The organism is Deltaproteobacteria bacterium, from assembly GCA_019309545.1.
GTDB lineage: Bacteria > Desulfobacterota > Desulfobaccia > Desulfobaccales > Desulfobaccaceae > Desulfobacca_B.
The window spans coordinates 76,400-89,903 of record JAFDGA010000004.1; the positions used below are offsets into that span (position 1 = coordinate 76,400).

Here is a 13,504-nt window from a genome sequence, read left to right on the forward strand (position 1 = left end):
CATACAGCTCTGGGTCGCCGCTGATCAGAAGGGCCAGGCTGTGAATTATTCCTTGCCAGATAGTGGTTACTTATCTTCTCCTGTTCAGTGGTATTAGTCAGGTCAGGAAACAAGGCTCTTTGGAGAGGGGGCCGGCGGTCCTCCGGGCCTCCCATCACCTCAGCCATCCCCCAAGTAAAAAAAGAGTAGCGTATTATGGCCACTATTTATTAGTGCCCTCCTGCGCATTGGGATGAAACAGTTGATTGCCTTTCTTATCCTTAAAGCTACCGATCAGTTTCTGACCGGCCGGAGAGACTAACCAATCCACAAACTTGGTGGCCGCCTTGACTTTGGCATGGGGAATCTTGGCGGGGTTGACCACGATCACCGAATACTGGTTGAAAAGCAAGGGATCGCCTTCGACCATCAGGCATAAGTCCAGATGCTCCCGATCCTGGCTGGACAGCCAGGTGCCCCGATCTACCAAGGTGTAATACTGCTTTTCATCGGTCATGCGCAGGGTGCTGGCCATGCCCTGTCCGGCCTCCAGATAATCCTGATGGCCCTGCGGCTTCTGACCGGCCTTTTCCCAGAGTAGCAGTTCTTTGCTATGCGTCCCCGACTTATCACCTCGGGAGACGAATTTAAACCCGGCCTGGCCGATCCGTTGGAAAGCCTCCGCGGCATTTTTCAAGCCTTTGATTTTGGCTGGGTCCACGCACGGGCCGACGATGATAAAATCATTATACATCACCTGGCGGCGATTAATGCCGTATCCTTCTTGGACAAACTTTTTCTCCGCCCCGGGGTCATGGACCAAAACTACATCGGCATCGCCGCGACGGGCCATCTCCAGGGCCTGGCCGGTGCCCACCGCCACCACCGCCACTTTAATGCCGGTCTGCTTTTGAAAAACCGGCAACATATAATCAAATAAGCCGCTGTTCTGGGTGCTGGTAGTAGAAGCACAGGTTATCCGCTCTTCGCCCCAGGCCGGGGGAACTGACATCAGCCCGGCAACCACGAGTAATACCGCCAACAGCCAGCTAAAACATTGCAAACTGAATTTCCTCCTTCCCATCGCTTTCAAGGCCTCCTATCGAGAAGAAGATTAATTCCGTTTGGAATAACCCATAATATGTCATATAAAGCATAGAAAGCAACCATAATCGACCAGGCCCCTCGGGATGCTAATAAGCTTTGATTTTAAATTGATATTCTCTATAATGGCGTTAACCAGTATGGGCGAAAAGGAGCTATCATGGAGCCTAAGGATCGTTTGATATTTCCCTTAGACGTATCGAACCGAGAAGACGCCTTAGGCTGGATTGAGCAACTTCAGGACCGGGTCGGCCTTTTTAAGGTGGGTCTGGAGCTGTTTGTGGCCGAAGGCCTGCCATTTCTCCAGACCATGGCCGCGGTGTTTCCGCGCGGCTATTTCCTGGATCTGAAATTCAGTGACATCCCCGCCACCCTCAGGGCCGCGCAGCAGCAATTATTCAACAATGTTTCTTTTTTTACGGTGCATTGCGAGCAAGGCCAGAAATTGCTGCGGGAGACCATCGATAGTTTTCAGAATGGGGTTAAATTCCTGGCCGTCACCGTGCTTACCAGTCTGAACCCCGATGATCTGCTGGCCCTGGGATACGACCGGCAATATTCCTTGAATCCCACCGACCTGGTCTTGTTACGGGCGCAGTTTGCCAAGGAGGCCGGCTGTAGCGGGGTGATCTGTTCGGGGCGGGAAGTTAAGGCAGTCAAAGAACGCTTTGGGAAAGATTTCCTGGTCGTTTGCCCCGGCATCCGTCCGGAGTGGAGTACGGTGCCTGGCGATGATCAGCAACGCATCGTCACCCCCTATGAAGCCATCCGGGCCGGAGCCGACTATATCGTGGTCGGCAGACCGATACGACTGGCTGCCAACCCGGTTGAAGCAGCTCGGCGGGTGGTTGAAGAGATCGAACAGGCCTTGCCCTGAAGGTTCATAACCCTTTTCTGTTTTCTATGGAAAACTGCATAGGATATTCAAATGGTCAGGCTGTGGCGGGCGGAAGAGTGATTTATAGGGTTTACAGTTTAAGGTTTTTAATTTTCTGACATCAGGGCTTAATCAACCCCCGGATGTGATCCAGATCGAGATGGCGGCGAACAATGTCGGCCAGCCGATTGAATTCAGCTTCCAGGCCGTTAGCAAAGTTAAAGGCGGAGGTTAGCTCCCCACTTAAACCCTTATGCGCCCGGAATTGTTGCAGAAGAGAATGACGGAAGTCATCGTTGTCAAACAGACCGTGGAGATAGCTGCCCCAAACGCGCTGGTCCGGGCTGATCCAGCCGTCTGGCACCCATACCGACTCACCCAGGCGTCGACAGATTTCAAACACAGCCTGGCCGGGGCCAACCGCCTCTGTAATCCCCATGTGGATTTCATATCCCCTTAGTAAAGCAACGGAGCCAGGCAAGCCGGTCACCCGGGCCTCAACCTGGGTGGTTGTTTTATCCCCAGCCATGGTGGTCACTAAGGGCAGCAATCCCAAACCTTCCGCCTCGGGTGTCGTCCCCTCGACCCCCAGCGGATCTTTGACTACAAGACCCAGAATCTGGTAACCGCCACAGATGCCAATAAGGTGACCACCATTACTGGCATAATCTCTAAGGCGCTGGAAAAGGCCGGACTGTTTGAGATAGCCCAGGTCGGCAATGGTATTTTTGGTGCCTGGAATGATGACCAGATCCATTGCCTTCAGGTCGTGGCGATGATCAAGGTAATGCAGGGCGACATCTGGTTCCTGCTCCAAGGGGTCGAAGTCGGTGTAATTGGAGATATGCGGCAAGCGCAGTACCCCTATCTGCAGGGCGGCCGTCAAGTTTCGAGGACAGCGCCCCAACTTCTGATCCAAAGCCACACTGTCTTCCTGGGGGAGATTGAGATCTGGGATAAAAGGCACCACGCCAAAAACCGGCCTCTTGGTTCGAACCTGGATGATTCTGACTCCCTCGGCAAACAGGGACACGTCGCCCCGCAACTTGTTGATTATAAATCCTGCGAGCAAGCGGCGCTCGCTGGGCGTCAACAGGTGGAAAGTGCCGATAGTGGCGGCAAACACCCCGCCCCGATCGATATCGGCTACCAGCAGCACTGCGGCCCCGGCCCGCCTGGCCATACTGAAATTAACCAGATCACTTTTCTTTAGATTCAGTTCCGCGGCACTGCCCGCGCCCTCCAGGATGATGAGCTCATGGGCTTCTTGCAGACGGCGGAAGCTGGCCATCACCTGGCGGACCAGTCGTGGTTTTTGCCCATAGTAATCATCGGGCCCAAGGTTAGCACGGACCTTGCCGTGGACGATCACCTGACAGCCCCGCCCCATGCAAGGCTTGAGCAGGATCGGATTCATATCCACCTGCGGGGCCAGGCCGGCCGCCTGAGCCTGCATCACCTGGGCCCGCCCCAATTCCGCGCCCTCAGCGGTAATGAAGCTGTTCAGGGCCATGTTCTGAGCCTTGAAGGGTGCCACCCGGATGCCGTCTTGATAAAAAATGCGGCACAGGGCAGCGACCATGATGCTCTTCCCGACATCGGAGCCAGTGCCCAGGACCATCAGGGGACGATATTTCATAGAGGCTGCCTTATTCTGGTCTGATGCTGATGCGACGGCTCAGCCCCAAAATAGTTTTGAATATTTGCAGGCAAAATCGGTTGTGTGAATCGAGGACGGCGGTAGCACCCCTGTTGAGGCCGGCTATTTTTTTACAAGTCGGAGAAGGAGGTCTTTGATTTCCGGGATGAGCTTGGTTTCCACTTTTCCGGTCTTTACAAACCTAACGATACTTTCTTTATCGATGATTATAAAGTTACTTTCATTATCTCGCATCTGATAATCAGCAAACATTTTGCCGGTCCAATCTCCGTAGATGGTCAAATGCTGCCGCCGTGAACTCTCATATAATTTATTTTTCCAGAATATTGTGGTTGGCCATTGGGCACTTGTACATTTTATAACCACCAATCTTACTACCTCTGACTGTATCGCTTCCGGTTGGGAATGATAAAACTCGGTTAGGTTGTCTTTTAGCTCTTTATTCTTTTTGACCATTTCTTTGGTTTCATAAAAAAGAACTATTACCTTACCTTTCACCATATCCAGGGTCAGTCTGTCTTGGGTTCCCGATTCTACGCTAAAAAAAGGAGCCGGTTGACCAACGCTCAAGGCTTGCGCCCTGGCAGGTAGCAAGCAGAACCAGCCCAAATAAATGGCTATTGATAGCAAAACTATTAATCCGAGTTTGTTTTGCCGGTGCCGTGGTCTCATTCTAAATTTTCCTTGAGCGGTTGGGGGAGTGGGTTTGGGAGAGGGGGTAGGGGTCTGCGAAACTACCACGTCCCCCAAGATATGATGGCTGAGGCCATGCTACAGCTCGTAATCGCCTTCGATATCGAGCAGAAACTCCCCGGGCTGGTCAGCGGGCTTGACGGTAAAATTCCCCTGGCCTTTAACATTTTTCAATTTACCCACGCCCTTATAGGTCTTCCAGGTGCCGGTAGTGAGTTTGGTCTGGGCGTCCCGGTGGCCCTCAAAGCGGCTGTAGACCTGGCCCTCCTCGAAGGTGGTGATGGCATAGCCCTGCATCGGGCCACTCCCCTTGATCCGGTCATGAAAGCCGACGCTACGGCGGGAGACGAATTCCCCTGCCACTCCCACCTGGTACTCGACCGGCTCCCCTTCCAGTTCGGTGAGCATCAGGGTATGGTCAGGAACATCGCCCACATGGAGCATCTCGCGTCGGGTTACCGTCACTTTGTACGTGGCCTTGCGTTTCATGGTTAAGCCCTCCTTGGGTTGATCCGGTAATAAGATTGTCCCTGGTCCCCGGATTCAGTTTAAATGTCCAGTTCAGTGACCTCCAGGGCGTTGTTTTGGATAAAATCCCGCCGCGGCTCGACTTTATCCCCCATCAATATTGTAAAAATTTCATCAGCCGCCACTGCATCTTCAATGTTGACCCTGAGGAGTGTCCGGGTCTCGGGATCCATGGTGGTCTCCCACAGTTGCTCCGGATTCATTTCTCCCAGTCCTTTAAAGCGTTGCACGGTGAGGCCTTTTTTACCTTCTTCGAGCACAAGGTCAAGTACTTCCTCGAGGGTAGCAATTTCCCATTGTCGAGCGCCTTCCTGGAGCAGATAGGGAGGCTGACGCAACTCGGCCAAGCCCCGCCGCAGACGGACCAGAGACTGGAAATCGCTGCCACTTAATAATTCCCAATCGATGAGGCTGGGATTAGCCGCCCCCTGCTCCAGCGGGGCTACCAAAAGTTTCCAGGCATGGTGCTCTTCGTCGGTTTCCAGTTGGACCGATAACGAAAATTCAGCTTTCAAAATTTCGGCGAGGGCTTCTAATTTAGGCCGATCCCGCAAAATTTCCTTTTCGGTCAGACCGAGATCGATGAACTTTTTTAGAATCTCCCGATCCGCCCCCCGTTTTTCGAACCTGTGAAAGGATTCCTGATAGGTCAGGACTCGCCCCAGATACTGAATCAGGGCCGGGCCGGAGATCTCCCGGCCATTATTAAGCTGCAATTTTTTTTTGCTCACCCCGCGGTGCAGGAGATGGGACTTATAAGCGGCCTCATCCTTCAGATAGATTTTCTCGTTCCCCCGGGTGAGACGATATAAGGGAGGTTGAGCGATATAGAGGTGTTCCTGTTTGATCAAATCCTCCATGCGACGATAGAAAAAAGTCAGCAGCAAGGTGCGGATATGGGAGCCATCAACGTCGGCATCCGTCATGATGATAATGCGATGGTAACGTAAGCGGTCCAGATCTTCCCGGTCTTTATCGATACCAACCCCCAGGGCGGTGATCAGGGTGCGGATTTCCTGGCTCTGGAGCATCTTATCGTCACGGGCCTTCTCAACATTGAGAATCTTGCCTTTCAGGGGTAAGATAGCCTGAAAGCGGCGATCTCGGGCCTGCTTGGCGGAACCCCCGGCGGAATCCCCTTCCACGATGTACAGCTCCCTAAGGGCGGGATCCCGTTCCTGGCAATCGGCCAATTTACCCGGCAGGGTCAACTCTCCCAGGCCGCCTTTTTTGCGGGCCAGCTCCTTGGCCCGGCGGGCGGCCTCCCGGGCCCGGGCGGCGTCCACCACCTTGGCCAGAATACGGCGGGCAATACCAGGATTTTTCTCCAGATAGGTGGAGAGTTTTTCATAGACCAGATTCTCGACCAGCCCCTTGATTTCGCTGTTACCCAGCTTGGTTTTGGTCTGCCCTTCAAACTGGGGATTGGGGAGCTTGACACTGATCACCCCGGTTAACCCCTCCCGCACATCGTCGCCGTTCAGATGTTCTTTTAAATTTTTAGGTAGATCACTACTGCTGGCATACTGATTAATGCTGCGGGTCAGGCCAGCTTTAAAGCCGCTCAGGTGGCTGCCCCCTTCCCGGGTATTGATATTATTGGCGTAGGTAAAAATTTGCTCATTATAGGTATCATTATATTGCAGGGCGACCTCGATGCTGACCTCCTGGCGTTCTCCGGACAGATAGATGGGCTCGTCATGAATCGGAGTCTTATTGCGGTTTAAAAAAGTAACAAAAGATTGAATACCGCCTTCATAATAAAATTCATTTTTCCGGAGTTGACGCTCATCCTCCAGGTTGATGCGGACCCCCCGGTTAAGGAAAGAAAGTTCCCGCAGGCGCCTGGCCAGGGTATCGTAATTGAAAACCGGGTCTGGGAAGATGTCGCTATCGGGCTTGAAGGTAATTTTGGTTCCCCGGCGCTTGGTTTCCCCGGTGACTTCCAGCGCACTGACCGTAAAACCTTTTGCATAACGCTGGTGATAGACCTTGCCGTCCCGACGAATTTCGACCTCGAGATATTCGGACAGGGCATTGACCACCGACACCCCAACCCCATGGAGTCCACCTGAGACTTTATAGGTTTTATGGTCGAATTTACCCCCGGCATGCAGCCTGGTCATCACCACTTCCACTGCCGGCAGGTTCTCGGTCTGGTGGAGGTCAACCGGGATGCCTCGGCCATTATCTTCCACCGTGACACTGTTGTCGGGATGAATTATTACCAGGATATTATTGCAATAACCAACTAAGGCTTCATCAATACTGTTATCGACCACCTCATAAACCAGGTGGTGCAGCCCCTCAGGACCGGTATTGCCGATATACATCGCCGGGCGTTGCCGGACCGCTTCCAGACCGCCCAGAACGCGGATTTTATCGGCTCCGTAATCAGTGATTCCCGATAGTTTATCTGATTCAGTGGTTAAAAGATGCTGCTCTATTTCTTCTTTGATGTTAACATCCACTAGTTGTACCGTTCGGTTAAGGTTACAGACTCATGGGCATAATAATACAGAAATAATCCGGGTCATTTTCCCCCTGCAGACGGCAGGGTTTATCTTTGTCATTAATCTCCACGATCACCCGATCGCTGGCCATAACCCCCAAAGGTTCCAACAGATACCGGGCATTAAAGCCGATTTCGATAGGAAATTCCGCCTCCTGGTCAGCAGTTTCAGCCTCGCTCACCGCGGCCCCGGATTTCGGCACCCATAGCGGCAACCGCTCCCGGCCCTCGCCGACCTCGGGATTAACATACTGGATCTCCAGCATGTCTTGGTTAAATTTTAAAATCACCCCTTTGAAGCGGTCACTGGAAAGCTGGGAAAGTCTTTTTAAGGCCTCGAAGAGCTCCCGCCGCGGTAAAACGATCCGAAGGCGAAACTCTGAGGGGATAATGCGACGGTAATCCGGAAATTTTTTATCCAACAGACGGACATAAAGAAATTTGTTATCCTGCCTTAGGATCAGAGTCTTGCGATCAAGTCCCAGAAAACCTTGTTCCCCGTCGGCTAATAGCCGCTGCATCTCGGCTATGCCTTTGCGGGGAATGATAACCCCCTCGGCAAAGCCGAATTGCTCTGCGCCGGCAAAGACCCGGTCAATCAGAGATAAACGATGACCGTCAGTCGACACCAAACGTAACTTTATTATATCATTTTCAGTAATTTTTTCCACATAAACTCCGGCCAGATGATACTGCATATCATCGCCGGAAACCGAAAAGCTGGTCCGGTCGAACATCTCCTTTAACATCTGGGTTTCAAAGGCCACCAATTGCTGAGTTTCGGCGGTGGGGAGCGGCGGAAACTGGTCGGCCGGCAAACCCATTAATTGATAACGCGCTTCTCCCAACTGAATAATCAGATTGGCATTGTCAGTATCCTGGAGGTCGAGGGGAGCAGACGGCAATTCACGGATAATATTGAAAAAACTAATGGCGGGAACCGTGAGCTGGCCTTCCTCCTGGACCTGAGCCGGATAAGACCCACGAAAACTGACTTCCAGATCAGTGGCCGAGATGTTTACCTGATCTTTTTCAGCTCCAAACAACAAATTGCCCAGAATGGGCAAGGTTCCCCGCCGGTCGACGATCCCTTGAGTCCGGCTTACTCCCTGTAACAGCACATCCCGGTCAATCTGTACTTTCATAAGTTTTCCTCTGATTTTTTTAATTGTTTATATAAATATAATTATTTTAATAAAGCTGTTAACATTTGCCGAAAACCTATTCAACTAGTTTATTTAATTGCATAAATTATCGACATCCAGGTTCGTCTTATTGACCTTTGAGGATGATTTTGAACACCCGCAGAACCATTCCCTTCCTTTTTTGTTGTTAACCAAGTAAGTCTCCGTTTTTATGAAATATATTATCAACACCGATGATATCAGCTAAGGTTGTTATCCACAGGTCGGCGACCTCTGGGAGTTGATACGTGAGTGTCCAGAATCAAGGTTAGTATTTGAATACCGCGCCACGGCTGCCGGAGGTCACTAACTGGCTGTAACGATAGGCGTAGCCATGTTTGATCTTGGGTTCCGGGGCCCGCCACTGAGCCCGGCGCTGCGCCAGTTCGTCGTCGCCGACCTTCAGAGTTAAAGTTTTTTTAGGGATGTCGATAGCGATCAAATCCCCCTCCTGAACCAGGGCCAGCGGTCCGCCTTCGGCGGCTTCGGGGGAGATATGGCCGATGGCGGCCCCGCGGGTCCCGCCGCTGAAGCGGCCATCGGTCAGCAAGGCCACCTCCTTATCCAGCCCCATGCCGGCAATGGAGGCGGTGGGGGTGAGCATCTCCCGCATCCCCGGGCCGCCCTTGGGGCCTTCGTAACGAATGACCACGACGTCGCCCGGTTTAATCTGACCGCCCAGGATGGCCGCGCCCGCGGCTTCTTCAGAGTCAAATACCCGGGCCCGGCCCTCATTGACCAGCATTTGCGGGTCGACCGCCGACTGTTTGACCACTGCCCCTTCTGGAGCCAGATTGCCGGTAAGGATGGCAATACCGCCTTCGGTATGATAAGGATTATTTACCGGGCGAATAACTTCGGAGTCCAGAACCTGGGCCTTATCCAGATTATCTCGGACGCTCCGGGAGGTTACGGTTAAAGGCTCGGGCCAGAGCAGGCCAGCATCCAGCAATTGGCGCATCACTGCCGGGATGCCGCCGGCCCGGTCCAGGTCCTCTAGATGATGGCTGCCGGCCGGACTGAGGCTGCAGAGATGCGGAGTTTTGGCGCTGATTACATTAAACTGGGTCAGGGGCAGGTCCACCTGGGCTTCGTGAGCCAGGGCCATGACGTGCAATACCGTGTTGGTCGAACAACCGAGCGCCATATCCACCGCCACCGCATTCTGGAAGGCTTGCCAGGTGGCAATCTGACGCGGTAGCAGCTGGCGGTTGACCAGTTCCATAATTTGTTGACCGGCCATTTTGGCCAGGCGATAGCGGGCCGCCGAGATCGCCGGGATGGTGCCATTGCCGGGCAGGGCTAATCCCAGGGCCTCGCTCAGGCAGTTCATCGAATTGGCGGTAAACATCCCGGAACAGGACCCGCAGCCGGGACAGCCGGCGTCTTCCAGCTCTCTTAGCTCCGCTTCACTGATTATACCGGCCTTGACCTTACCCACGGCCTCGAATACCGAGATCAGATCAACGGTCCGGCCCTTGAGGTGTCCGGCCAGCATCGGCCCGCCGCTGACGATGATCGCCGGGATATTCAGGCGCAGGGCGGCCATCAGCATCCCCGGGACGATTTTATCGCAATTGGTTACCAAGACAAGGCCGTCAAAGGGGTGGGCCATGGCCATAACCTCCACTGAGTCGGCAATTAATTCCCTGGAGGCCAGCGAATATTTCATGCCCTGGTGGTGCATGGCAATGCCATCACAGACCCCAATGACCCCGAACTCGATGGGCGTACCTCCGGCCATACGAATGCCGGCCTTCACCGCTTCCCCGATTTTGTCTAAATTAATATGTCCGGGAATGATTTCATTTTTGGCATTGGCAACCCCGATAATGGGTCGGGCCAGCTCGGTATCGGTCAAACCCATGGCCTTGAACAGAGAACGATGGGGAGATTTTTCTAATCCGGTTTTCATTAAATCACTGCGCATTCTGAGCTCCTTTGCGGTCGATTAAGGGTTCAACCCCGCCTGCCGGCACCTCTGCTCTCTCGGGCTCGAGGGAGCGCTTGATATATTCTACCTGGACCTCGCCCCAAGGCAGACCCTCTTTACCTTCCAGAACAAGATGCAGGTTGAATTGTTTTTCCAGCCGCAATAACTCCGGGCGTTTTTTATTAAGCAGGTAATAGGCCACCTGACTAGGCAGCACAGCCCGGACCTCTTGGATATCCTTTTGGGTGATCTCGTGAGAAATTTTGCGGAGAAAACTGAGGCCGCTGGCTTCCGGAGATTTGACCAACCCTAGCCCCTCGCAGAAGGGACAGGGTCCATAGGTGGAAAATTGGACGGTCGGTCGCAGGCGTTGACGGGAAAGTTCCAGAAGGCCGAACTTGGAAATTTGCCCCACGGTCACCCGGGCCTTATCCAGTTTCAGGGCCTGTTTGAGGACTTTTTCTACCTCTTTCCGGTGCTTGCGATCCTTCATGTCGATAAAATCGATGACGATCAGTCCGGCCAGATCTCGCAGGCGCAATTGCCGGGCGATCTCCCCTGCGGCTTCAACATTGGTTTTAAAAGCGGTTTCTTCCAGGTTCTGTGGTTTTAGGCAGCGTCCGGAGTTGACGTCAATCGCCACCAGGGCCTCGGTGGGACTGATGACGATGCTGCCTCCGGAGGGCAGCGGAACCTGGCTATGGTAAATCTGTTCAATCTGCGGTTCGATGTGATAATTTTCAAAGAGAGGTCGGTTGCCCTTATAAAGCTTCAGCACCCGCGACTGCTTGGGAGCGATGATCTTAAAAAAATCTTTGATCTGCCGATAAATCTCCGGGTCATCAATGAGAATTTCTTTGATTTCCGAGGTGTAATAATCGCGGATGGTCCGGATAAACAGATCTAATTCTTTATAAACCAGACAAGGGGCCTCACAAACTTGCGCGGATTTTTTGATTTCCTCCCAGGTGTGCATTAGATAGTTAAAATCTTTGGTCAGGTCCCGCTTTTTGGCGTTAGCGCTGGCGGTCCGGACGATCAGTCCGATTTCCGGCGGCAGAGAGAACTCCTGAATAATCTCCTTCAGACGCTGCCGTAATTCTTCGCCTTCGATCTTGCGAGAGACGCCAATCTGGTGCTGCCCGGGCAATAGCACCAGGTAGCGACCCGGCAAGGAAATGTAAGTGGTTAGATAAGCCCCTTTGGTGCCGGTCTCCTCCTTGGCCACCTGTACTAGCAGTTCCTGTCCACGGCTGAGCAAATCCTGAATGCGGGGCCGGGTTCCCTCCCCCACCTCTTTTTGAAAGTATTCCGGATGAACCTCGGAAATCGGCAGAAAGCCCTGGCGTTCGACCCCATACTGGACAAAGGCGGCTTGTAGACTGGCTTCAATATTGCTGATGACCCCTTTGTAAATATTTCCTTTGGTCTGCGCCCGGCTGGCTGCTTCCAAGGTGAAATCCTCCAGACGGCGATTCTCTACGATAGCCACCCTAATTTCCTCCGGGTCGCTGGCGTTGATCAGCATTTTGCGGACGCCGCTCATTGCTTCGGACTCCGATAGCGGGCCGCAAATTCTATAAATCCCGGCTGTCGTTCCTGAGCCGCCAAGCGATTGATGGCCAAGGGCAGGGTAGCAGGAGATTTTAGATTTTGGATAGGGCGTAAAACCTTCCGCCGTATGAAGGCGGTGGGAACCAGAAAATTTATATCGCCCTGTACCGGTTGAAAATAGAGATAACCGTCTTTTACCGACACGGGCATGGGCAAACCATGCTCTTTGACCTGTTTCCAGGCCTCGTATGGCCGGGGGTAGTGATTAAAATTACGATTCAAATAGCGGATCTCCTCATTTTTTATTTGACCTAGTTGAAAGCTCTCGATCATCACGTCTCGGCCCAGAATCGGGTCCCAGGCGGCCATGCCCCCTTTCTGAGGCTTGATCGGATTGTTGGCCACCACCTCCATGACCATGCGATAGCCCTGGTCGGCCAGTTCCAGCACCAGGGCCAGATTGGGATAATCCAAGGCTCTGGTTAAATATTCCAGGTCTTCGATATTAAACGATATTTTGTTTTTGAAACCCTGGAGCCACTGGGCTACCGCGTCGTGGGGCAGACGATTTTTTTGAAAGTGGAGCTCATGAGATATCGTAAAGATTTCCTGGTCCATGGTCTGCTGCATTACCATCTGCCCGTGGTTGTGTAAGCGTCGGGGACTGCCGGGGTCATAAAAAAAGTTTCCCTTTTGCAGATTAAGACCATGATAACTTTGTTGCACCAGGAAATGGACATGGGCCGGCCGGAAGCCAAAGAACTGCCATTGGTAAAAATCCCGCAGAATATGTGCGAGCATCTCTTCCCCGACAATGACCAACATATGCTGGCGCTGCAGTACGATATTGGGGTCTTCCCCCAGTTCTTTGGCCAGTTGTTCCAGTTCAAAGGCCAGTTGCAGCATATGCCGGGTTCCCAGGGCCAAGGGCAGCAAACTCTCGGGGGGCTGTTCCAACCGGGAGTGGACTTCCCGCGGATCAATTTCCTTCCCAGCCTCCTGACTCATCAGCCGGGCGATTTTTTCCACGGTCAGATCCTGGGCCGGATTGACCAGGTATTTTGCCCCTAGCATCAACCGGGTGCCTTCGCCCGCGGCCGCGTGTTCAAAGAGAATCTGACCCTGGGTGATGGCCTCTCGGGCCCGGTTTAGAGAGCTGGCCGAAACCCGTTCTTCATCATACTCAATAATCTGTCGGGGGTCTTCCAGGTGAGTCAAGCGGACATAACGATTGATCTCTTTTTCACGCAATTGGGCTTCCGCTAAGGAGTTAATCCCATTTAAGCGGTCCTGGGCAATAGCAAGGCAAGAAGCAATATAATGTTGATGAGAACGCAAATCCACTTTTGGGGTTATGCCCGGGGCCATTCCTAACCTATATGAATTATTTAGTGATTTAGGCAAGATACCAATCTATTTTACCATGTTGGGAGGCTCTCTGTCAACAATTGATCGACCGCATCGTGGACTCCTGCTGGGG

The 13,504-nt window shown here is 52.9% G+C and carries 10 protein-coding genes; 1 reads left to right on the forward strand and 9 read right to left on the reverse strand.

The features are described 5' to 3' along the window. Positions 1 to 202: 202 nt before the first annotated feature. Entirely contained in the window at positions 203 to 1,063 is an 861-nt protein-coding gene (locus tag JRG72_02050) for an extracellular solute-binding protein (protein MBW2134005.1), read from the reverse strand. Between the two features lie 180 nt (positions 1,064 to 1,243). Here JRG72_02050 and pyrF point away from each other — a divergent pair, with 180 nt between their 5' ends. Then, positions 1,244 to 1,960, forward strand: a complete 717-nt coding sequence (gene pyrF, locus JRG72_02055) for an orotidine-5'-phosphate decarboxylase (GenBank protein ID MBW2134006.1) — start codon at positions 1,244 to 1,246, stop codon at positions 1,958 to 1,960. A 121-nt stretch (positions 1,961 to 2,081) separates the two neighbouring features. Here pyrF and JRG72_02060 read toward each other — a convergent pair whose 3' ends face one another. From JRG72_02060 to JRG72_02095, 8 genes are all read right to left on the reverse strand, one after another. Further along, positions 2,082 to 3,599, reverse strand: coding sequence for a cobyric acid synthase (locus JRG72_02060; protein ID MBW2134007.1), 1,518 nt, complete (start codon positions 3,597 to 3,599; stop codon positions 2,082 to 2,084). 123 nt (positions 3,600 to 3,722) lie between these two features. After that, complete coding sequence (locus tag JRG72_02065; GenBank protein ID MBW2134008.1) at positions 3,723 to 4,292, reverse strand: redoxin domain-containing protein; 570 nt, start codon at positions 4,290 to 4,292, stop codon at positions 3,723 to 3,725. Positions 4,293 to 4,391: 99 nt separating this feature from the next. Then, positions 4,392 to 4,802: a hypothetical protein gene (locus JRG72_02070; GenBank protein MBW2134009.1), complete on the reverse strand. Its 411-nt coding sequence runs from the start codon at positions 4,800 to 4,802 to the stop codon at positions 4,392 to 4,394. Between the two features lie 59 nt (positions 4,803 to 4,861). Next, positions 4,862 to 7,243: a DNA topoisomerase (ATP-hydrolyzing) subunit B gene (gene gyrB / locus JRG72_02075; GenBank protein MBW2134010.1), complete on the reverse strand. Its 2,382-nt coding sequence runs from the start codon at positions 7,241 to 7,243 to the stop codon at positions 4,862 to 4,864. Between the two features lie 91 nt (positions 7,244 to 7,334). Beyond that, the gene (dnaN, locus tag JRG72_02080) at positions 7,335 to 8,498 is read right to left on the reverse strand and encodes a DNA polymerase III subunit beta (protein ID MBW2134011.1); all 1,164 of its coding nucleotides are present in this window, start codon (positions 8,496 to 8,498) and stop codon (positions 7,335 to 7,337) included. A gap of 307 nt (positions 8,499 to 8,805) precedes the next feature. After that, a complete protein-coding gene (gene ilvD, locus JRG72_02085) occupies positions 8,806 to 10,467 on the reverse strand; it encodes a dihydroxy-acid dehydratase (GenBank protein MBW2134012.1) in 1,662 nt (553 codons plus the stop codon). Then, positions 10,457 to 11,998, reverse strand: coding sequence for an Rne/Rng family ribonuclease (locus JRG72_02090; GenBank protein MBW2134013.1), 1,542 nt, complete (start codon positions 11,996 to 11,998; stop codon positions 10,457 to 10,459). Before JRG72_02090 ends, ilvD begins: the two co-directional genes overlap by 11 nt. Positions 11,999 to 12,012: 14 nt before the next feature. After that, positions 12,013 to 13,275: a hypothetical protein gene (locus JRG72_02095; GenBank protein ID MBW2134014.1), complete on the reverse strand. Its 1,263-nt coding sequence runs from the start codon at positions 13,273 to 13,275 to the stop codon at positions 12,013 to 12,015. Between the last annotated feature and the right edge of the window lie 229 nt (positions 13,276 to 13,504).